Genomic DNA, 22,601 nt, shown 5'->3' with positions numbered 1-22,601 from the left:
AAAAGCCCTCCCGCAGAAGCGGAACGGCTTTTTCCTTGTAGTGATCTATAACTGTTATTTGATCTCGAGGTTCAACATGCTTTCATCTTCGATGAAGGCTTCGAGCTCATCTCCTACCACGCATTCTCCAACGCCTGCGGGGGTGCCGGTGAAAACGAGGTCGCCGATGTTCACGGAAAAATAATTCGAAATGTGAGCGATCACTTTATCGAAACTATTGATCATGAGATTGGCATTGCCCTGCTGAACAAGTTCCTTGTTCTTGTAGAGGCAGAAGTTGAGGTCTTTCTTATTCTTTACGTTCTGAAAGGGGATCCATTTACCGATCACAGCGGAGTTGTCCCACGCTTTTGCTTTCTCCCATGGCAGTCCTTTCTCTTTCAGCTCACGTTGTACATCGCGGGCAGTGAAGTCTATACCGGCAGTAACTGCGTCGTAGTATTTATTGGCAAACCTTTCCTGGATGTATTTACCGTTCTTTGATATTCTTAATACCAGTTCACATTCGTAATCCAGTTCATTTGTGAATTCAGGATAGTAGAACGGAGTGTGTGCCTGCAACAGAGCACTTTTTGGTTTCAGAAATATGATAGGCTCATCTGGTACTTCGTTTCCCAATTCATTTGCGTGTGCCACGTAATTACGGCCTACACAGAATATTTTCATACACAACAAAGGGTTTAACTGTGATAATTGTTTTCAAGTTTCATAACCTGGACAGGTGGGGGTACAGTTGCATAGAAATATTGAATATCAAAAAGTTATTATCCATTCCGGGATACAATTGCGAAAATAAAGATTCAAATTAACAAATCATAGTGGAAACTCCAATTTATTAACCTCATTCATGGTGCGTTCAATCCCAATGTGGACAATGCTTTCGATAGCTTCGACGCTCTTCTGTATCTTCTGCATCACAACAGGAATTTCCTCTTTCCACCATTTCCCCAACACATATTCTGCCTGCATTCCTTTGGGATAATTGTTACCGATGCCAAACCGTAGTCTGGGATACTGATCGGTTCCAAGTATCGCCTGAATGCTCTTCAAGCCGTTATGACCTCCATCGCTACCCGAAAGTCTCAGTCGAAGTTTCGACAGTGGTATTGCGAGCTCATCTACGATGACGATCATATTCGAAGGGGCGATCTTTTCTTTGTCGAGCCAATATTTAACAGCTTTCCCACTCAGGTTCATATAAGTGGTTGGCTTGATAATTATCAACTGTTTTCCGCGATATTTCAGTTCAGCCAGGTCTGCAAGCCTGTCTGACCGGAATGGAACACTATGCTTGACGGCAAGTGCGTCAGCCACATCAAAACCAATATTGTGGCGGGTTCCGGCGTATTCGATGCCAATATTGCCTAAACCTACGATAAGGAATTTTGACATACTAGAATCTTTTAATCCGTTCCTGTTACTGAGATCTGTGTAAAGGTTATGCGGGAACGATTAGTGGTTTCTGGAGCGGAACTTTTCAGTAACAGGAAATCTCACCTGAAATAAAAACAAGCCCGGCAAGGTTTCCGGGCTTGGATTTTATTTCAATGCTTTTTTAACTGGACTTATTTCTTTGCAGCAGGTTTAGCAGCGCCACCTTTAGCAGGTGCAGCAGCTTCTTCCTGTTTCAGCTGACGGGTCATCACTACAGAAGCGATGGGGATACGTGGAGAGTTCAGGATCTCGTAGTTATCAAGCTTCACGTCTTCTACACGGATGTTTCCGTTCAGTTCCAGACCTGTCAGGTCAACTTCGATATTCTCTTTCAGATATTTTGGAAGAGTTTTTACCTTCAGTGATTTGATCTTTGTGATCAGTTTACCACCGGCTTTAACACCAGCAGAAGTACCCACGAACTTCAGCGGAAGCGTAGCTACGATAGCTTTGTCTTCTACCAGTTCCAGGAAGTCGATATGGTTCAGTTCATCAGTTACCTTATTGAACTGGATATCTTTCAGGATGGTCCTGTAAGTTTTTCCGTCAACTTTGATTTCTGCTACCTGAAACTCCGGAGTGTAAACAAGCGGTTTAAAAGCCAGCACTGGAGCTGAAAAACTAACTTCCGATGCACCGCCATAAATTACACCAGGCACCTGACCCTGAGAGCGAAGTTGGCGGGTGGCTTTTTTCCCGGTTTCGGTCCTCAGTTGTCCTTCGATTGTAATTGCTTTCATTTTTATATGTTTGTTTAAATTGAACACAAAGTGCTGTCACCTTATTTGTTCCTCAGCTGGCTGTGGATGAACAGGCCGGTGATGCTCCTGTTCTCGTATGCGTTGCGGATGGCCACTGCAAACAGTTCTGCCACGCTCAGCACTTTTATCTTTGATATCTTCTGCTTCAGGGGAATGGTATCACAAACCACCAGTTCCTCCAGTACACTGTTCTCGATATTTGAGTAGGCGTTGCCGCTCAGTACCGGGTGTGTACAGAGTGCCCTTACACTCCTGGCTCCTTTCTCCAGCAGCAATCCTGCTGACTTGGCAAGGGTACCGCCCGTATCACAGATATCATCTATAAGAACTACGTCCCTGTCTGTAACATCACCGATCACAACCATGCTGGCGATCTCGTTGGCCCGTTTCCGGTGCTTATCGCAGATCACCATATCTGCATTGAAGTAGGTGGCAATCTCACGGATCCTGTTGGCGCTGCCTACGTCAGGGGCCGCAAAGGTAAGATTTTCCAGCTGAAGTTGCTGAATGTAAGGAATAAATATGGCAGAACTGTCCAGGTGATCCACCGGAATGTCGAAATAGCCCTGAATCTGGGGAGCATGGAGGTCCATGGTAATCACCCTGTCAGCGCCAGCGGCTACTAACATATTGGCAATCAGCTTGGATCCGATGGCTACCCGGGGCTTGTCCTTCCTGTCCTGGCGGGCATACCCGTAATAAGGTATCACCACTACCACTTTGTAGGCGGATGCCCTTCTGGCTGCATCGATCATGAGCAGGATCTCGAGGATATTCTCTGCGGGAGCAAAAGTGGACTGCACCAGGAAAACCATGTCGCCTCTGATACTTTCCTGGAAAACAGGTTGAATTTCGCCATCGCTGAACTTGGAAATAGTGATTTTTCCCAGCGTGGTGCCATATTGCTGTGCTATTTTTTCGGCGAGGTACTGAGACCCGGTGCCGGAAAAGATCTTGACAGTTGTTTCCATACCAACATTAAAAATGTGCGGCGAAGATAAAGCGAAGGAAGGGGATTAGGGGTAATCCGGTCAATAATAATTTTTGACGGAGGAACAAAAAACAAGGGTACGGACAAGCGGCATGCCGCCGCAGGAGAACGGACGAATATAAAAAAAGCCGGCCGTGTTTCAGACCGGTTATTGATTATTTATGTGCTTTATTTACCAGTAACTGTGAGCAAAACCTGGCTGCTGCCCGCTATTGATCTTTCAACAGGCGCTTTCTTTTCTGCCATTGATTTCCTTGGATTGGCAGCATGAAAGATGGCAGAACAGATAAAGATGGAGAAGAACAGCGCAACGAAGTACATACCTGCGCAGAATAAGAACGGTTGATAGCCACCGATGGCTGAGAGGGTAGTTTTTCGCTTCATGGATAGTCGATTTTAGGGCTTCTGAAAAAGTATTGGATTTTCCTTAACATTATAACGCGGGCATAGTACAATTATTATTCCCGGTGGTTATATAATGTATGGGGTAAAATTAAATGCCCTTTGTGGCTTATGCAAGAGAAAAAATACGCTATTAAAGACTGGCCCGAGGATGACCGGCCCAGGGAAAAACTACTTGGTAAAACTCCCAGTGCACTATCTAATGCTGAACTGCTGGCTATACTTTTCAATAAAGGCACCCGTGATAAATCTGCGGTTGATCTTGCGCGTGAAGTACTCAATCTCACCAATAATGATCTTGTGGAACTTTCCCGCAAATCAGTTGATGAGCTCATGCTGATAAAAGGGATCGGCAAGGCCAAAGCCACTGCCATAGCCGCCTGCCTTGAACTGGGAAGGCGTCGTCAGGCCTCCCTTCCCAAACGATTGTCTCTCATCAATGCCAGCCGGGAAGCAGCCAATTACCTGAAAACCCATTTGGGCCATCATTCGCAGGAAATATTCGGAGTGATTTATCTGAACCATGCAAACGATGCAAAATGCTACCTTCTTCACCAGGGAGGTATCACTTCCACCACCGTAGATGTACGGGTAGTTTTGAAAAAAGCACTGGAAACAGACACTGTAAAAATGATCCTCTTCCACAATCACCCATCCGGCAACCTGCAGCCGAGCGCTGCAGATAAATCCATTACCTCACGTATCAGCGATGCAGCACGGCTCCTCGATATGGAAGTACTGGACCACCTTATCATAGCAGAGCACGATTATTTCAGTTTTGCAGACAAAGGTTTACTCTGATTACTTAAGCCTGTGCAGAAGGACCACCAAAATTCATCGGGATCTGGGATTCTTCCAGGTCCTGGATCTTGCCATTGATGCTCTCAAACCGGTTGATGTTCTCCGTGAGTGCCTTCATGAAACGTTTGGCATGCTGGGGTGTCAGGATCACCCTGCTCTTCACCTTGCTCTTTGGGGTACCGGGCATCACATTCACGAAGTCAACAACAAACTCCGCATGTGAATGGGTAATGATCACAAGGTTCGCGTACTGCCCTTCAGCTACTTCTTCTGAGATCTCGATATTCAGTTGATTATTTTGCTCCTGTTGGTCTTGCATATATGATGTATTGCTGCGAAGATAACATGTAGCAGGCATAAAATGAGGGGCGGTCATCATCAGATGCCGCCCCTGGGTGCTGGTTGCAAGGTTTATTTCTTTTTTATCTGCTCCCTGATGATCCGCGGTCCCCCTGCCCCATTGTAGGAATAGTTCAGGGTGAATGTCTGCGTGGCAGGGTCATAGGTGTTCGGCCCCTGATAATCTATATTGGGAGTGGCGCCGAACTTGGCAATAGACACGGTATTGTCAGCATTGATGGTAAGTATCATCTGGTAACCCGATCCACCCAGATCTCCCAGGTTGGCCTGCACGGAATTGGGTTCCACGGTCACCAGCTCCTTCTCTTCATCTATATCCCTGGTACCTGCCGTAGGGTGAATGAATTTACCGGTAGCCTGGTACAGCCCATGGTACTTGTTTTTTACCCTGAGCTCCACTACCTGTTTGCCATAGTTACCACTGATGGGATAATTGGGAGAAGTGGAGGCGATCCTCAGTCCCAGCGCAAACTTTCCTGTTTCCAGGAATGCCGGGTTCCTGATAGTTCCATTCAGCTCCGCTTCCCTGCTGCCCTTGGGAATGGTGATCTGTAATGTCTGAAAAGCATAATTGGCCGCCGGCAATGGCGCCAGGCTGCCATCAGTACGGTTGTTGAACTCGGTGATCACTGCGGGGTCCACCACAAGCGTTACCTGGATGTCTTCCGGAGCCGGCTGCTCTGAAGCCAGGTTCACCGTTATCATTTTAAAAGTGGTATCGCCATTACTGAAATTCAGTACCTGGCCGTAGGATCCGATGATCGGCCCCATCACTTCCACCACTTTGCTGTTCTTATCGATCACTACATTGGCCATATGATCGTCATAAGCCTTGTCTTTCAGGCAACCCGTTGCCGCTATCAGCAGCAGGCCCGCACAGGAAAAAGCAAGGAGTTTATGTTGTGCATTCATATCAGAAAGTTTTTTACATGATTATTTATCCCAGAACACAGGCGTGTTGGGGGTGATATTTCCCTGTGCCTGAACATTGGCGCTGTTCACAGCATATTCCGCAGACGGATAGATCAGCCTGAGCGGTATCACTCTCGATCCCCTGGCCTGGTTCACGGAAAGCGGAACATCGGCGGGGACTCCCAGCCTCCTGTAATCATTCCATGCTTCCAGCGGATTGATGCCGATGAGCGCCAGGTATTTCTGCTTCACAATGAACTTCACTTTAGCGTCTACAGAGCCGCCTGAATTGGCCCAGTCAGCGCCGGATGTTTCCAGGTAGGCCGTTGCCTCATCCTCTGCATTTTCTACACCCAGCCACTCGAATGATTCATACACGGCATTTTCATATGCCTCCTGCGCATCACCGGGCAGCCAGCCACGGGCAACAGCTTCTGCTTCCAGGAACATACTCTCCACGGAAGTGATGATCCACTGGTCCTGGTCAAATCCTTTCACCAGTCCCTCTCCTATATTGGAAGTACGGTCGCCATTGAAATTCACATCCGGGTCCCTTCCGTACACCGTGCCTACATAAGGCACGGCAGGGTTCAGCGGCGTAGCGGCTGGTTTGAAGAAATATTCCAGCCTGGGATCTGCCCCGTTCCTCAGCTGCGTAACGATATAAGCATTGGCGCGGAAATACTCATTGGCCTGGTTGCCGGATGGAGTAAGACCATAAGCGCCATAGAAAGGGCTCTGCTTATTGGCGTCATTCACATAACCCGGATTGGCCGCTGCACTTTCACCAAATGAGAGTACGCCACCATGGGCTGTGATCTTGGCCAGTTCTGCTGCAGGATTGGGAACTGTGATGGAATTGCGGATGAGCATACGAAGCTTGATGGTATTGGCAAATTTTGTCCAGAGTTCTGCATCACCGTGATAAATGATATCCACCCTCTCATCCACCGATGTAACAGACGCATTTTCCATCAGCGTAATGGCAGTATCCAGTTTCAGCTGCAGGCTTGCATACACATCTTCTCCTTTGTCATACACGGGCGTGGGAAACTCAAATGGCTTGAATGCCTGTGAGTAGGGGATATTTCCATAGAGGTCCACCAGGTTCTGGAACAGGTGCGCCTTTGCTATCATGGCCATGGCACGCATATAGTCCTGTCCTTTTGCCTTTGCTTTTGTTTCCGCCACATCCAGGTCAAAGAGCGCGTTGTAAATATTGGCCCATTTTGTTTCCTGGAAAGAGCTGGTGATATTGTAAGTGCTCTCTTCCGTATTGGGGTTATAGGAACCTGACGGCGACCAGTAACCCATCCAGTTGGCCAGCCAGCCATAAGCCAGCGCAGTCTGAGCACCTGTATTGCTGAGTGCATTTGGCAGGATGAGCTCTGCCGTGATATTCGATTCCGTAACGTTGTTCGGATTCTTGTTGATATCCAGCTGCTTTTTGCAACCCGCTATTCCTGCGGACAGCATCACAACCGGCAGTATCCATTTATACATTGAATGTTTCATTGTAATAAAATTTAGAAGGTCAGTGTAATGTATCCACCGAATGTTCTGGCAGGAGGCGTTGAGAATACGTTGTTCAAGCCGAATGTATTACCAGCGGCTGTATAGTTGAACTCGGGATCCGTCCACTGGTTGGATTTTGGAATGAACGCAAAGAGGTTCCTTCCTGTGAACCCGATCACCGCCTTCTTGATCACCTGTGATTCGCCGATGAATTTGAACGGCAGCACATAGGAGATAGCTACTTCACGCAGCTTCCAGTAAGCAGCGCTGGAGAAGTAGTTGGTAGCTATGGAAGTATTGGTGGCACCCACAGCCCAGAAGCTTCTGTTGCCGCTGGATGTGGTAAGATTGGTGTTCTCCACATACTTTCCTGTACCATCATCATACACGGAGTTTGGAAATACGAAACGCTGACGGCCGAACTGCGCACTGCGCTGTGAGATGCCAGTGAAGTCCATATCGGAACCGATGCCATGGTATGCATAGTGACCTCCCTTGTAATCCCATGTCATGGAGAAAGTAAGCCCTTTCCAGCTGAAGCTTGGGTTGAAACCGAGTGTCCAGAGTGGCATGGACCTGCCACGGGTCACCAGGCTGTCTTCCAGCATAGGATCACCGGTTACCCTGTCAACGATCACCCTGCCCTGCGCATCACGCGCATAATCACTGAGCTTGAACACAAAGGCAGGCTTGCCAACAATGGCATAGTTGAAGGCGTCAGGAGAGCTGGCAGCGATCTGCGTGAACAGGTTGGTACCGCCGATGGCCAGTTCATTGATACCCGGAAAAAGAGAAGTCACCTTGTTGTCGTTGTAAGTGGCATTGATACTGAAGTTGATCCTTCCCTGCCCGATCTTCACAAGCGGCGTCAGGTTCAGATCGATCTCCACACCATAGTTCTCAAAGTCGGCCGTATTGGTACGGTACAGCGTATATCCTGTGGCGGATGACTGTTGTACATCCAGGATCTGGTCTGTATTTTTCTGATGGTAGTAAGTAGCGTCCAGGTTGAAGCGATTGTTCATGAAGCCTAGTTCCACGCCCACTTCCTTTGAATTCACTTTTTCAGGCTGGATGTTCGGATTGGTTACGCCATTGTCTGCACTGAAACCACCGAGGCCACCGTATGGGAAACCGCCCGTCTGGCTGTAAGTGGCTTCCAGTGCATAAGTTCCAAGATTCACGTTGGCAGATTTGGACCAGGAGCCACGCAGTTTTGCATAAGACAGGAATTTGCTTTCGCCCAGCGCAGGAATGGCGTCGGTGAGCAATACCGAAGCACTTACGCTTGGATAGAAATAGGAGTTGTTATCGATATTGAGCCGGCTGTCCCAGTCATTGGCTGCTGAGAATTCCAGGTTGGCCCAACCCTTGTAATTCAGACTTACCTGTCCGAATACCGATACCAGACGGTTCTTGATATTGCTCTCCGTTCCTACGGCTTCGCCGGAGCGGTTGCTGAGGTTGAAGAGATAAGGAACCACCAGGTTATTACCGGTAGTATTGATATTTTTTGCTCTGTTCTCACGGTAACGGCCACCCGCTATATAAGTAACAGCAAAATCGCCGGGCAATTCTTTTCTTCCATTGAGGAAGAATTCATGTGTGATCCGGTTATTGAAATCGCTGCCATCGGCTACGCTTCCTGGTGCCGCATCAAACTGCTGGCCACGGTGGTCCTGCGCAAACTGAGTGGTCTCAATAGGTGCGTTCTCATTCTTGAAAGTGCCGTAGGTAAAGGAAGTACCGATGCGGTAAGTAGCCTGCAACCAATCGAACAGATCATAGTTGAGCTCCAGGCCGCCAAGCAGGTTATCCGTTCTTCCTTTGGAGCGATGCGCTTCAATGGCCCAGTACGGGTTCACAAAGTACTCGTTGTAGTAATTGGAATACTGCGCATACTTGTTGTTGCGGATATCCTTGTAACTGGTGAGGGGCACATGCATGGGCGTATTGAGCACCGTGAAGTATACGCTGCCATTGTAGCTGCTGGCAAAGCGGGCTGCATAAGCAGCATTGTTCACGATGTCATAATTGCTCTGAACATAGTTCAGGTTGAGGGTGGCTTTGAACTTTCCGTATTCACGGCTGGTGTTGATGCGGATAGAGTTCCTTTTGTTCACGTCTTTAGGCATCAGGCCTTTCAGGTCGGCGAGCTGGGCAGACATGTAGAAGTCTTTTGCGGCATAGGCCACATCGGTCTGCAGCGTAAGACCATTGTTCCAGAATTTTTTCTTTTCATTCTTCAGTGGACTGTAGCGCACGCGCTGAACATCGCCGTCTTCCAGTTCCGGACCGAGATCAATCATTTCTCCATTGAACTCCGGGCCAAACTGCTGGTTCTCGATGGGATCATACAATGGGCGGCCCAGTGCATCTTCACTGGTTCCTCCGCCAAAACGTGATTGCATTTTAGGCAGGAAGCTCACGCGGGCAAGCTGAACGGACTGGCCTACCACAAAGTAGGGCTTTCCTGTAGAGCCCCTCTTGGTGGTAACGAGGATCACACCGTTCACACCGTCCGGTCCGTAAAGAGCCGCAGCGGATGCGCCTTTGAGTACGTTCACGTCTTCCACATCGTTCGGGTTCAGCACAGAGATGAAACCGAGAGAAATAGGAATATTGTCAACTACCAGCAGGGGCTGGTTATTGCCCGTGAGGGAACGGAGGCCGCGCAGGTTGATCTTGGTTTCTTCAAACACACCACTGTTGACGGTGGTGATGCTCAAACCGGAAACCTTTCCGGTCAGGCCGTTCTGAAGGTTCACCGTTTTTGCCTGGTTGATCTCACTGTTACGCACACGCGCAGTTGCATATCCCAGTTCTTTAGCCTGACGGCGTACACCCAATGCCGTTACCACCACTTCCTGGAGGTTACCGGTTTTAACAAGGGTAACAGACAGCACGTCGCTGGTACCAACTGTTACTTCTGAAGATTGGGTTCCCACCGCTGTGAAGACAAGTACATCGCCGGTGGCAGCTGAGATTCTGAAATTTCCGTTGACGTCCGAGGTAACGCCTTTTCCGGTGCTTTTGTGAGTTACTGAAGTGAAAGGTACCGGTTCTCCCTGATTGTCCCGGACCTGGCCGGTGATAAACCGGCTTTGGGCAGTTACCGATACGCAATAGAGTATCAGCACTGCGAGCAGTGAAAGAATTTTTCTCATGTGACTAGTGAGTTTAATTTTGAACTACGTAAATATAGGAAGATTTAAATCTTCCCAAAAAAATGTTAAAACAGGGAGGCGGATTAAAATGTAGACAACAGGAATTTTGAAAATGCTGCCAAAAAATCAAAATGTTTTTAAAAAGAACCCAGCATTTCGGGCAGCCACAATTCAGTCCCCTGCTGCTTTTCAGTAAATTGGTGATACATAGCAGATTAGCACTTGCGGTTTTATGCAGCCTCTTTCCACCACCATCAGCGCAGCCCGAACATCAATTGCACACGCAGATCCGTTTGAGGAATTTCCTCCCCTTCTTCAGCAGGTACTGGCAGCCCGGAAGGACGTACAGCGATGGCATATTTCAACCATAATTCAGCACTCCACCTTCCTGGTTTATTTGCCAGTTTATAACGTGTAAGCACATACGAACGGATGGCATTCCCGGCAAAAGCAGGCATGGAATAACTGTATAAAACGTCCCGCTCATAACTGTAGACCCTGCTCAGATAACTGCCTGTTTCATAGATATGCAGCCTTGCATTGAGCTGCCATCGCCTGCTGGCTTTGAAGCTGGCATCCAGCCATAGGCTCACCCCGCTTTCTTCCGGTACGCCTTTTATACCTGCAAGCAGAAAATCCGTCCGCTGCCTGATGGTAAAGCGGGGGCCCATCTCCCAGCTCCATTGCACCCGCCATTGCCTGCGCTGCTGCCAGCCCGGATATTTCACGGCAAATGTATCAGCCCCGTTCAATGGTTTCAATGCATACTGGTAACGGAACTGCCAGCTGATCTTTCTGGAAGGTTGCCAGGTCATCAATAGCAGGTGCTCATACCCGTTAGCAGGCGCATCCACCCGGTAACGAAGCCAGGGAAAACGGAAGATATCCGTCTGCGCCTGCAGCTTCCAGCAACGGTTCAACTGCCAGTCGAGCCGCAAAGCAATACCTTCTTCATTGGAAGGCGCAGCACCCTGCGAAACCGCGCTGCTGAACAGGCTCTGGTATTGTTTACTGAAATAGCGATAGCTGACAGCCAGTTGCAAGGCCGGCAACAGACTGCAAAGCATGCCGGCTGTGCCTGCTGTCTGTGCACGCTGATCGATGGCAAACTCACCGAACAAATGAAGGTTGCGGATGGTGAAGGCATAATCCGCGCTTGCATTGCCCCATTGCTTACCACTGATAGCAAACAACCTGTACACCGCAGGCGGCGGCCGGAATGCAATGGATGACCGGTACTCAACAGCATTCAGTCCCAGCTGCAGGCTGCGATGCCTCCACCGCAGGCTTGCGCCTGTGGTGAGCAATTTAACAGTATGCTTTGCTTCCTGCTCAGACAAAGTGCGATGATAACCACTGGTAATGAAATTAGTGAAGTACCGGCCCGCACTATCGTTTTGCAGGTGTGCTGATAATTTACGGTACGATATGAATGCAGTCACCTGTAATTTTCCGGTACCCATAGTAACGCCAATCCCACGATGGAAGTTGAACTCCCCTGCCGAACTGTATGGCTGCAATACTTCGCCTTGTTTTTTGGCGCCCAGCACTGCACTGAACGCATAATTCATCCCCTGCCATTGTATCAGTCCCTGCCCCATGTTCACCTGGAAATCCCCCAGGGCCAGCACCTGCAAAGGCCCCACCCTTCTGGCAAAAAGATGGGCGGAATAAAAATCGAATCCCTGCTGTTGCACACCCTTGAAAAAGGATTCTCCGGCATCTTTATCAGCAGTGATGCCCCATTGCAACTGCCGCCCGCATTTATAACGATACCGTACATACGAAGACGGTCCTCCTGCAGCGAACCACTTTCCAGTCCTCAGCAACAGACTTCCCTCCCCTTCCCTGAACCTTTTCAGGAAAGGCAGGTCGCCTGCTTCCGATTCTCGGATGCTTACAAAGGGCTGGATCCTTTGAATGGTTTCCACGTCCCAGCCGGGAATTGCCTGTAATTCATAAATGCTCAGCAACCTGCCGAAAGTTTGCCGGTAGAGCAGGAAATTTCTGATCTGCCAGGGTTGCAACAGTTGAAGTTCCTGCAGATCATCGGCAGTGGCCATATTGAGCCGGAGAGGATGATGGCGGCGGTGTTCATACAATTGCCACTGTCCGTCATCTTCGGTCATGTTTTCTTCTCTTGCCTTCAGTTGTTCCAGCTGCAGTTCCTGCATCGTTTCTTCTTCCTGGGCGTACACAAACAGCGTTTGTGCGATCATCATAAAAAGCACCATCATCGTTCTCATAACCCTCCTTTTTCAGCGCCTGAAACGATCAGCAGCACACCGGGCGAAAATCCCAGTATGGCATGATAACTACCGGTAACGCCTAACTGTATCAGGCCGCATAACCATTTCACCCGCATCGATGGCCGGGACTCAGCCAGGTCCAGGAAACAACTGGCCATCAGCCGCTCCCCTGCCTTGCAGTGAATGCCGGTTTGTATGGCAGCCCGCTGATTTTCATTGCCCATAAGCGTTGCCTCCAGCAGGATGCCTTCTGCTACCAGCCATCCTAACCCTGCCGCATAACCGTAAGCAGGCCGCAGGCCAGGGGCATTGGAAAACATATCGCCGCCCAGGCGATAGAGTTGCATACCCGTTGTGATGGCCGGACTTAGCTGCCAGAGCAGTCCGATATTGCCGGAGACCTGCCACTGGTTACCATACCCACTGGCCGATTGCGCCGTGTAATTGAAAGTTGCCCCAATACTCCATCTACCCAGTTTTTTGCCATAACCCAGACTGGTTTCCCAGTTGCGGTAATGACTGATGCCGGCATAATCCATCGAAACAGCCCAGCCACTGCCTGCGGCGGGTGCGCCTGCCACCAGCTGGTACTGCTGCAATCCTGGCAGGAGGTATTTCTTTTCTACCCAGGCTCCTGCCTCAAAATCCCTGATGCTTCCCAGCAGGGCGGGGTTAATTCTCGATGAAAAAATATCAGCAAACGTTTGATTATAAGCCGCTGCATGGAGTGGAAGCAGGGCTGGCGATTGTGTGATTTGGGCTACAGCGCGCGCTCCCAGCGCGCAAAACAGGCCCCAGAGGATTGTTTTCAAATAGTAGATTTTCCATGGAAACAAAAAACGAGGAAAGTTTTACTATTCGTTTCATTAAAATTCTTCAGTTACCTTTGCGCCATGGAAATTTTAGACGGACAAGTTGTATCGCAGGCCACCAAAGATGAATTGAAGGTGAAAGTTGGACAATTGACCGCAGCAGGCAAGAAGGTTCCGCACCTCGCCGCTGTGCTGGTTGGAAGCAATGGCGCCAGCGAAACCTATGTTGGTTCCAAAGTAAGGACCTGCGAAGAGATCGGTTATAAATCAACCCTCCTCCGCCTCCCTGAAGATATCAGTGAATTCAAGTTGCTGCAGGCCATTGAAGACCTGAACAACGACCCTGATGTTGACGGCATCCTGGTACAACTCCCGCTCCCAAAACATATTTCCGAAGCCAAAGTGATCGAAACCATCGATCCTTCCAAGGATGTGGACGGTTTCCATCCCGTAAGTGCCGGAAAGCTGGTACAGGGGCTTCCTACATTTGTTTCCGCTACTCCGCACGGCATTATGCTGATGCTGGAACATTATAAGATCGAAACCAAAGGCAAACATGCCGTGGTGATCGGCCGCAGTAATATTGTAGGCCGCCCCATGAGCATCCTGCTCAGCGCCAATACCAATCCCGGTAACTGCACGGTTACCGTTTGCCATTCTCAAACAAAGAACCTTAAAGAGATCTGCCTCCAGGCCGATATCATTGTGGCTGCCCTGGGCAGGCCCGAGTTTGTAACGGCAGACATGGTAAAAGAAGGCGCCGTGGTGATAGACGTGGGTATCACCCGTGTAGCAGACGCCACTAAAAAAAGAGGCTATTCCATCAAAGGAGATGTTGACTTTACCAATGTTTCCCCCAAATGCAGTTATATCACTCCTGTACCGGGTGGCGTAGGACCGATGACCATCGCTGCGCTGATGGCCAATACCTACAGGGCCTGCATGGAAAGGAACTAGCATTGTTCATCATTATCCTACCTTTGCATCATGTCAGAAATCGTTACCACTCAGCTTCCTGTAATGGAATCCTTCTACACCATTCAGGGTGAAGGTTATCATCAGGGAAGGGCCGCTTACTTCATCCGCCTCGGCGGTTGTGATGTGGGCTGTGTATGGTGTGATGTGAAGGATAGCTGGGACGCGGCAAAACATCCGCTGCATGATATCGGCACCATTGTGGCCGGCGCGGCACAATATCCCGGCCGTATTGCCATCATCACCGGCGGCGAACCGCTGATGCACGATTGCACCCCGCTCACCGGTGCCCTGCACGAGGCAGGCTTTCAAACGCATATCGAAACCTCCGGCGCCCATCCTGTGAGTGGTAAATGGGACTGGATCTGCCTTTCGCCCAAAAAATTCAAAGCACCCCTCCCGGAGATCCTGCCACTGGCCAACGAACTCAAAGTGGTGATCTATAACAAAACAGATTTCCAGTGGGCCGAAAAGTTTGCCGCCGAAGTATCGCCCAACTGCAAGCTCTTCCTGCAGCCTGAATGGAGCAAATCCGGCCAGGTTACCCCCCTCATCATCGATTACATCAAGGACAACCCGCAATGGGAGTTTTCGCTCCAGCTCCATAAATATATCCATGTGCCCTAAACTGGCATAGTTATTATTCTACAAGAGAATAAACGGCATACACATACGTTTTTAATTTTTGGGTATTATCTTTCCGGTGCGCGCTGACATTAAAAACTGTTGTCATGGGTTTCAAGTTATTCTGTACCATAATCGTAGCCTCCGTATTCACCGGCCAGATCAGCTTTGCACAATACGATCCGGAAAAGATCAATAAAAAAGTGGCAGCCCTGTACGAACAGGCCATCTCCATTGCCCAGGACGGCAATTTTCCGGAAGCCCTTAGAATACTGGAGAACGCTGTCAGTAAAGAGCCCGGTTTCCTGGACGCCTGGCTGTCCATCGGTGGCCTTCACGGCGAAATGAAACAGTACCAGAAAGCCATCACAGCCTATGAGAAAGCAAAGTCCATCGACAGTATTTATTTCCGCGACTATAATCTTCCCTACTCCATCAACCTGGCCGGCAAAGGCGATTTCGAAAAAGCACTGCAGGCCATCGGGGATTTCATCAGCATTCCCAACCTCAACGACCAGAGCCGCATGGTAGGCGAATACAGGAGAAAGAGCTACCAGTTCGCCATCCGCTATGCACAGCAGAAGCCACTCGGTTCCTATCGTTTTGAACCCACCAACCTGGGCGACAGTATCAATTCCAAAAACTCTGAATACTATCCCACCATCACTATCGACGGCAAAGAACTCATCTTTACCCGCCGGGTGAATGGCATCAATGAAGACTTCTACGGCGCCAGCCGCAATGGAAAAGGCTGGCATGCGGCTCAACCGCTCACCGGCAATATCAATACCCAGAGCAATGAAGGCGCGCAGAATATTTCGCAAGACGGCCAGTGGCTGATCTTCACGGGTTGTAATTTCCCCGGAGGCGCGGGCAGCTGCGACCTCTACATTTCCTATCTCACGCCCGGCGGATGGAGTGAGCCTGAAAGCCTTGGCAACCGCATCAACACAGAAGCCTGGGAATCCGCCCCCTCATTATCACCCGATAAAAAAGAGTTGTACTTCGCCAGCAACCGCCCCGGTGGTTTCGGCGGCAGCGATATTTATGTAAGCCGCCTGCTTCCCAACGGAAGATGGGGCGAGCCCGAAAACCTGGGCCCGGAGATCAATACACTGGGTGAAGAAAGTTGTCCGTTTATCCACGCCGATAACCAGACCTTTTATTTCACTTCGAATGGGCATCTGGGTTATGGCGGCGACGACCTCTTTGTATCCCGCAAACAACCCGGCGGCAAATGGACCAAGCCGGTGAATCTCGGCTATCCCATCAACACCATCGAGAATGAAGGCAGCCTGGTAGTATCCGCCGATGGTAAAACCGCCTGGTATGCCAGCGACCGAAGCGACAGTCGCGGCGGCCTCGACCTCTACACCTTCGAGCTCCGCAGCGATATCCGTCCTGCGCGCACACTCTGGGTCAAAGGCAAGGTGTACGACAAGAAGACCGGCAAGGGACTACCCTCCGCTGTTGAGCTTACAGACCTCAGCAGCCAGGAAGTGCTCAGCAAAGTGCAGACCGACGAGACCGGCAACTACCTGGTGACGCTGCCCGTAGGCAAGGACTATGCCTTCAACGTGAACCGGAAGGGATATCTCTTCTTCTCAGAGAACTTTGCACTCAGCCAGCAGTCCGATTCCATCTTCAACATCGATATCCCTCTGCAGCCGATCGAGGCGAATGCCACCATCGTGCTGCGCAATATCTTCTTCGATGTAAATAAATTCGATCTCAAGCCTGAATCAACTTCAGAGCTCGACAACCTGGTGGTCCTCCTCCGCGACAACCCGACCGTGCGCATCCAGCTCAGCGGCCACACGGATAATGTCGGCAGGGAACAGGACAACCTGTTGCTCTCCAACAACCGTGCGCGCGCCGTAGTAAAATATCTTGTTGACCACGGCATTGAAGCAGCCCGGCTGAGTTTCAAAGGTTTCGGAGCTTCCCAGCCCGTAGCGGATAACGATTCAGAAGAAGGCCGCGCAAAAAACCGGAGAACAGAGCTTAAAGTAATCAGTCAGTAGATTTTGCTTTATCGGCTTTTGCCGTGGAGGGCATAAAAATTCCGGTTGCAAAACAAACCGCACATTTTTGGGGTACTATTTTGCTTTTGTCTGGAGAGATTAAGCTTATGTAATTCTGTTCGTCTTTTGCGCCTTGGTTTTGAAGACCGGATTTTCATACCCATCCACGGCTCTGGCACCATCAACGTGCCACAACCTGCATGAATACTCTTTCACCTCTTTCCTTCCACAAGATTTCGCATATCCATCTCCGATACTAATCTCCCGCTCCACGCAGCCCCTGCCCAATTTACTTTCGCATCCCGAAGCTTTCCCCTCCTGCCCCTCCCCAGAGTGCAAGAGATGCAGCTATCATTTTTCACCACGCTGCATGGCGCAGATATCGTTTGCTGTTGCCTCTATCTGTTACACCTCCCGGGTGCCCAGGCTGCCGCAAAGGGTATGAACAAGGCGCCTTCAAAACATACGTTCCTATCGCCCGGCCCTGCACCGCCGCCCTAACATACCCCTCAAAAGCCCATCAACCAACCAAAAGGTGTGGGTATGTTTTACAGCGCCGTTTCATACCCTTTGGCCGCAGCAACAGCAACAATATGAAAAGAATCTAACGGTGCAACACATACGTATATCTCCCCTACAAAAACGCACTCCATGAAAAATGATCTGCTGTATCTGCTTGCACTCCGCAATATCCCCCTCATTGGTGATGGGCAGGCAAGATTACTGATGAAACATTTCAGTTCCGCAGAAGCTGTTTTCAAGGCCTCAGGGAAACAGCTGGAGAAGGTGGAAGGGATTGGTGCATTGCGTGCCAGGAATATTGTGGCATACAAAGATTTTTCAGAGGAGGAACAGGAGCTGCGGTTTATACAGAAGTACCAGGTGAAGGTGCTGAGTATAAATGATGAAGCTTATCCGAGGAGATTGCTGCAGTGTTATGATCCGCCGGTTTTGCTGTTTTACAAAGGCGGGGCTGATCTGAATGCAGGGAAGATGCTGGCGGTGGTGGGCACCAGAACGAATTCTGCATATGGAAAGAGAATAACGGAGGAACTGATAAAAGAGTTGGCAGAAGCTATTCCGGGTGTTTGTATTTTAAGTGGTCTTGCTTTCGGGATCGATGCGGTGGCGCACAGGGCGGCGATGACGGCAGGCTTGCCGACGGTTGGGGTGCTGGCGCATGGGATGGGCACTATCTATCCGAAGGAACATGCGGGGCTGGCAAAAGAAATGATGCAGGAGGGCGGGCTACTAACGGAGTTCAGCAGCCGAAAGCAGCCTGACAAGCATCATTTCCCTACCCGCAATCGGATTGTGGCGGGCTGTTGTGATGCGGTGGTGGTGATAGAAACGGGTGTGAAAGGAGGCAGTATGATCACGGCAGAGCTGGCGAATGGGTATAACAGGGACGTGTTTGCTGTTCCGGGCAGGGTGACTGACCTCCGCAGCGAGGGGTGTAACCAGTTGATCAGGGATAATAAGGCAGCTTTGCTGCGGTCTGCAGACGATCTGCTGCAATGGATGGGCTGGCAGGAGCAGGAAAGGAAGCCGGTGCTGCAACCACGGCTTTTTCCGGAACTGAGTGTTGCAGAATCCGCACTGGTAGACATGATGCGCTTGAAAGACGCGGTGCATATGGAGGAATTCAGCACCAGGAGCGGCCTTACGCCGGGAAATCTGGCGGGTGCGCTGCTGAACCTGGAACTGCAGCAGGTGATTGAAGCGCTGCCTGGGAAAATGTACCGCCTCAGGTGATGACAGACCGCTGACAAATTGCCAAAACCCGCTATGGGAAAGGGATTCAACTGTTTAACAAAATTTCATTTGGAGCATATTGTTTTGCTACCATACCTTTGCACATGGCAAGAATAAATAACGCTCCCGGAACAAAATCCCCCCAATCGAGTAAGTTTTTTGGCGATGGTTTAACGTTCGACGACGTTTTACTGGTACCCGCATATTCCCAGGTCCTCCCCAGGGAAACCAATATCAGTACCAATCTCACCAAAAGTATCGTTCTGAATATTCCCATGTTGTCATCGGCAATGGATACGGTCACTGAGGCCAACCTCGCGATCGCACTGGCCCGTGAAGGCGGCATAGGTATCCTGCACAAGAATATGAGTATCGAAAAGCAGGTAGAGCAGGTCCGTAAAGTGAAGCGTAGTGAAAGCGGTCTGATCATCGACCCCATCACCCTTCACCAGAATGCCACCATCGGAGATGCCCTCCGCCTGATGAAAGAAAACAAGATCGGTGGAATTCCCATTATCGATAACGCAAACAAACTGGTTGGGATCCTTACCAACCGCGATCTCCGTTTCGAGACCGACAACAAACGCAAGGTAGCCGAAGTGATGACCAGCCAGAACCTCATCACTGCTCCCGAAGGCACCGACCTCAAAAAAGCGGAAAAGATCCTCAAAGGACATAAAATAGAAAAGCTCCCTGTAGTACGTAAAGACGGTACCCTGCTGGGACTGATCACCTACAGGGATATCCTCCAGCTCAGCAGTTACCCCAACGCGGTGAAAGACAGCTATGGCCGTCTGCTCGCAGGTGCTGCCCTCGGCATTACCGGCGACCTGCTCGACAGGGCTTCCGCCCTTCAGCAGATCGGTGTGGATGTGGTTTGCCTGGATAGCGCACACGGTCATTCCAAAGGTGTGATCGATGCACTGAAGCTCCTGAAGAAAAATTTCAAGAAGCTCCAGGTGATCGCCGGTAACGTAGGTACTGCCGCTGGTGCACTGGCTCTGGCCGATGCAGGTGCTGACTGTGTGAAAGTAGGTATCGGACCTGGTTCCATCTGTACCACACGTATTGTGGCAGGTGCCGGAGTTCCCCAGATCACTGCAGTAATGGAAGCAGCTTCCGTTCTTCATAAAAAAGGCATTCCGCTGATTGCGGATGGTGGTATCCGTTATACAGGTGATATGGTGAAGGCACTCGCTGCCGGCGCCAACCTGGTAATGATGGGCGGTGTGTTTGCAGGCACAGAAGAAAGCCCCGGCGAGACCATCATCTACGAAGGACGTAAGTTCAAACAATACCGTGGCATGGGCTCTATCAGCGCCATGAGCAAGGGCAGTGGCGACCGCTACTTCCAGGATGTAGAGGATGATATCAAGAAGTTTGTACCGGAAGGAATTGAAGGACGTGTTGCCTACAAAGGCAGTCTCAGTGAAATTGTTTACCAGTATGTAGGCGGGCTCCGTGCAGGTATGGGATATGTTGGCGCCAAAGACATCAAGGCACTCCAACAAGCCCAGTTCATCAAGATAACAAGTGCAGCCATGAAAGAAAGTCATGCGCACGATATCGAGATCACCAGGGAAGCTCCGAACTACAGCAGAAGATAATCAGCCTCATTCCCGAAAACACTGTTCATGAAAAAAACGCCGGTCCTACTGTTGGTGCTAACCCTGCTTTGCGCAACCCTGAAAGCAGATACCGGAACCGATTCCACTGATTGCCGCCTGCGTGTGAGCCTGCTCACCTGCAGCCCCGGTGCGGAATTGTATTCCACTTTCGGACATACCGCTGTGAGGGTGATCGACAGCAGCCGTGCACTGGACTATGTTTTCAACTACGGAACCTTCGACGACAGAGATCCTGAGTTCTTTATAAAATTCACTAAAGGGCTTATGCTGTATTCCTTATCGGCATACCCCTTTAGTGATTTTGTTTATGAATACCAGAGCGCAGGCAGAGGCGTAACCGAACAGGTGCTCAATCTCTCCTGTCAACAGAAACAGGCGCTGATCCATGCACTGATGACCAACAGCACAGAAGCCAACCGTCATTATTATTACTACTTCTATACAGACAATTGTACCACCCGCGCCCGCGATATCATTGTGAAATATGCAGGCGATTCCGTTCAGTACGGTCAGGTGCTGCCCACGCCCGAAACCACTTACCGGAACCTCATTCATCAATACCTCGATTCCACCGGGATGACCTGGAGTAAGTTCGGTATCGATATTCTGCTGGGAGCCCACCTCGATGCCAGGGCCGATAACAAAGGAGCGATGTTCCTGCCGGATTACCTGATGTTGGCCATGGATAAAACCAATATGGATGGAAGGCAGCTTGTGAGCAGTTCCAGTGTTATACTGTCCCCCGCCCCCATCAGCGGCGATTCCCGCACTGCCATTTCCCCGGTAATGGCATTCGCAGTCCTGCTGATAGCCGTCACGGCGCTCAGTGTAATGAATAAGGAATGGGCCAACAAAATCCTGACAGGCTTTGACTTCTTTTTCTTCTTCCTGCTGGGCGCGATGGGCGTACTGCTCCTCACCCTCTGGATCATACGAGTGGATGATGTGTGCAGGAACAACTATAATCTGCTCTGGGCAATTCCTACACACCTGGTTGTGGCACCGGCATTGCTATTCAATGCAAAGAAGCAATGGATCCGGAAATATTTCCGCATCGTTTGCATGCTTACCGGTCTGGCGCTGCTCTGCTGGTTCTTCCTGCCGCAGCAACTGAATCCGGCCATCGCACCATTGATGGGCCTGATACTGGTACGCTCATTTTACAGAAGCAAATAAAAAACTGTTCGTATGTTCATCGAAAAAACCATCACTACCAGCGGTCAGCAATGGTATTACCGCAAAGCAGGTAAGGGCACTGCCGTGATACTGGTGCATGGTTTTGCGGAAGACAGCCAGGGATGGGCTTTACAACAGGAATTCCTGCAGCAGCATTTTACCGTCATCGTTCCGGATCTTCCCGGCAGCGGCCATTCCACGGCTGACTCTTTCCACTGGTCAATGGAAACATTTGCCGACGGCATTCACCAGATACTCGAAGAAGAACAGATCCCTGCGGCCATACTGATCGGGCATAGCATGGGAGGCTATATCTCGCTGGCATTTGCAGAAAAATTTCCGCAAAAACTGCTTGGTCTGGGACTCTTTCACAGTACGGCACTGGCAGACAGTGAAGAAAGGAAAAATATCCGCAGGCGCGGCATTGAATTCATCAAAGAACATGGCGCTGCCAGATTCCTGGAACAGGCAACTCCCAATCTTTTTTCGGAACTAACCCGTAAGGACAACCCGGAACTGGTGCAGCAGGTCACTGACCGGTATGCAGGTTTTCACCCGCAGAGCCTGATCGGTTATTACGAAGCGATGATCCGCCGTCCGGACCGGACCGCTATCCTTCAGGCCATTACACAGCCCGTACTTTTTGTGATCGGGCAGCACGATGCCACCATCCCGCCGGACCAGGTGCTTCCACAGACCTATCTTCCCGTTTTTTCTTTTGTTGAGATCCTCAACAATTCCGGCCATATGGGCATGCTGGAAGAAACAGCACGCGCAAACCAGCTCCTGTACCGCTTTTGCGATGCCTGCCAGACAATGGTCCGCGGCCCCCTGAAATAACGGGAATTTCCTACCAACTGTCCCCGCATTTATATCGTATTAAATTTATCAGATTCCCGGCCATCCGGGCGTAGGATTGTGTATATTCAACATCCCGAATTCAATATCCCTTCTACAACCCACCTGTTGTACTCTATTTACGGCTACCGGCATAAAACCGGCCAAATCAAAACGG

19 protein-coding genes are annotated in these 22,601 nt (G+C 50.1%); 8 read left to right on the top strand and 11 right to left on the bottom strand.

Annotation, left to right across the window (positions count from 1 at the left end; translation table 11 throughout):
* Positions 1 to 54: 54 nt before the first annotated feature.
* The 5 genes from ACTHMC_RS26540 to ACTHMC_RS26520 form a co-directional block, all read right to left on the bottom strand.
* Entirely contained in the window at positions 55 to 666 is a 612-nt protein-coding gene (locus ACTHMC_RS26540; RefSeq protein WP_440417951.1) for a fumarylacetoacetate hydrolase family protein, read from the bottom strand.
* Between the two features lie 147 nt (positions 667 to 813).
* Positions 814 to 1,392, bottom strand: a complete 579-nt coding sequence (pth, locus tag ACTHMC_RS26535) for an aminoacyl-tRNA hydrolase (RefSeq protein WP_440417950.1) — start codon at positions 1,390 to 1,392, stop codon at positions 814 to 816.
* A 173-nt stretch (positions 1,393 to 1,565) separates the two neighbouring features.
* Positions 1,566 to 2,174, bottom strand: a complete 609-nt coding sequence (locus ACTHMC_RS26530; protein WP_440417948.1) for a 50S ribosomal protein L25 — start codon at positions 2,172 to 2,174, stop codon at positions 1,566 to 1,568.
* A gap of 41 nt (positions 2,175 to 2,215) precedes the next feature.
* Positions 2,216 to 3,166 (bottom strand): ribose-phosphate pyrophosphokinase, encoded by a 951-nt coding sequence (locus ACTHMC_RS26525; RefSeq protein WP_440417946.1) that lies wholly within the window; start codon positions 3,164 to 3,166, stop codon positions 2,216 to 2,218.
* Positions 3,167 to 3,354: 188 nt separating this feature from the next.
* Positions 3,355 to 3,570 carry a hypothetical protein gene (locus ACTHMC_RS26520; RefSeq protein WP_440417945.1) on the bottom strand — a complete coding sequence of 72 codons (216 nt, stop codon included), beginning with the start codon at positions 3,568 to 3,570 and terminating at the stop codon, positions 3,355 to 3,357.
* A gap of 129 nt (positions 3,571 to 3,699) precedes the next feature.
* Between ACTHMC_RS26520 and radC the strand changes: the two genes are divergently transcribed.
* A complete protein-coding gene (gene radC, locus ACTHMC_RS26515; protein WP_440417943.1) occupies positions 3,700 to 4,389 on the top strand; it encodes a RadC family protein in 690 nt (229 codons plus the stop codon).
* A gap of 4 nt (positions 4,390 to 4,393) precedes the next feature.
* Here radC and ACTHMC_RS26510 read toward each other — a convergent pair whose 3' ends face one another.
* The 6 genes from ACTHMC_RS26510 to ACTHMC_RS26485 all read right to left on the bottom strand — a co-directional run bounded on the left by ACTHMC_RS26510 (position 4,394) and on the right by ACTHMC_RS26485 (position 13,404).
* Positions 4,394 to 4,708: a DUF3467 domain-containing protein gene (locus ACTHMC_RS26510; RefSeq protein WP_440417941.1), complete on the bottom strand. Its 315-nt coding sequence runs from the start codon at positions 4,706 to 4,708 to the stop codon at positions 4,394 to 4,396.
* A gap of 92 nt (positions 4,709 to 4,800) precedes the next feature.
* A complete protein-coding gene (locus tag ACTHMC_RS26505) occupies positions 4,801 to 5,661 on the bottom strand; it encodes a BT_3987 domain-containing protein (protein WP_440417940.1) in 861 nt (286 codons plus the stop codon).
* A gap of 21 nt (positions 5,662 to 5,682) precedes the next feature.
* Positions 5,683 to 7,176 (bottom strand): SusD/RagB family nutrient-binding outer membrane lipoprotein, encoded by a 1,494-nt coding sequence (locus ACTHMC_RS26500; RefSeq protein WP_440417938.1) that lies wholly within the window; start codon positions 7,174 to 7,176, stop codon positions 5,683 to 5,685.
* Between the two features lie 11 nt (positions 7,177 to 7,187).
* Entirely contained in the window at positions 7,188 to 10,343 is a 3,156-nt protein-coding gene (locus ACTHMC_RS26495) for a SusC/RagA family TonB-linked outer membrane protein (RefSeq protein WP_440417937.1), read from the bottom strand.
* Between the two features lie 254 nt (positions 10,344 to 10,597).
* Positions 10,598 to 12,589, bottom strand: coding sequence for a ComEA family DNA-binding protein (locus ACTHMC_RS26490; protein WP_440417936.1), 1,992 nt, complete (start codon positions 12,587 to 12,589; stop codon positions 10,598 to 10,600).
* Positions 12,586 to 13,404, bottom strand: coding sequence for a hypothetical protein (locus tag ACTHMC_RS26485; protein WP_440417935.1), 819 nt, complete (start codon positions 13,402 to 13,404; stop codon positions 12,586 to 12,588). The genes ACTHMC_RS26490 and ACTHMC_RS26485 overlap by 4 nt, the downstream gene beginning before the upstream one ends.
* A gap of 81 nt (positions 13,405 to 13,485) precedes the next feature.
* Between ACTHMC_RS26485 and folD the strand changes: the two genes are divergently transcribed.
* The 7 genes from folD to ACTHMC_RS26450 all read left to right on the top strand — a co-directional run bounded on the left by folD (position 13,486) and on the right by ACTHMC_RS26450 (position 22,426).
* Entirely contained in the window at positions 13,486 to 14,361 is an 876-nt protein-coding gene (folD, locus tag ACTHMC_RS26480; protein ID WP_440417933.1) for a bifunctional methylenetetrahydrofolate dehydrogenase/methenyltetrahydrofolate cyclohydrolase FolD, read from the top strand.
* Positions 14,362 to 14,391: 30 nt separating this feature from the next.
* A complete protein-coding gene (locus tag ACTHMC_RS26475) occupies positions 14,392 to 15,006 on the top strand; it encodes a 7-carboxy-7-deazaguanine synthase QueE (protein WP_440417932.1) in 615 nt (204 codons plus the stop codon).
* Positions 15,007 to 15,110: 104 nt separating this feature from the next.
* Complete coding sequence (locus tag ACTHMC_RS26470; RefSeq protein WP_440417931.1) at positions 15,111 to 17,027, top strand: OmpA family protein; 1,917 nt, start codon at positions 15,111 to 15,113, stop codon at positions 17,025 to 17,027.
* Between the two features lie 651 nt (positions 17,028 to 17,678).
* Positions 17,679 to 18,782, top strand: coding sequence for a DNA-processing protein DprA (gene dprA, locus ACTHMC_RS26465; protein WP_440417929.1), 1,104 nt, complete (start codon positions 17,679 to 17,681; stop codon positions 18,780 to 18,782).
* 104 nt (positions 18,783 to 18,886) lie between these two features.
* A complete protein-coding gene (guaB, locus tag ACTHMC_RS26460) occupies positions 18,887 to 20,389 on the top strand; it encodes an IMP dehydrogenase (protein ID WP_440417928.1) in 1,503 nt (500 codons plus the stop codon).
* Positions 20,390 to 20,416: 27 nt separating this feature from the next.
* Complete coding sequence (locus ACTHMC_RS26455) at positions 20,417 to 21,586, top strand: Lnb N-terminal periplasmic domain-containing protein (protein WP_440417926.1); 1,170 nt, start codon at positions 20,417 to 20,419, stop codon at positions 21,584 to 21,586.
* 12 nt (positions 21,587 to 21,598) lie between these two features.
* On the top strand, positions 21,599 to 22,426 hold the full coding sequence (locus ACTHMC_RS26450; RefSeq protein ID WP_440417924.1) for an alpha/beta fold hydrolase: 828 nt from the start codon (positions 21,599 to 21,601) through the stop codon (positions 22,424 to 22,426).
* The last annotated feature ends 175 nt before the right edge of the window (positions 22,427 to 22,601 follow it).

Origin of the sequence: Pseudobacter sp. (assembly GCF_051955275.1) — a bacterium.
Classification (GTDB): Bacteria; Bacteroidota; Bacteroidia; order Chitinophagales; family Chitinophagaceae; genus Pseudobacter.
This window is presented reverse-complemented; position numbering and strand designations above follow the sequence as displayed.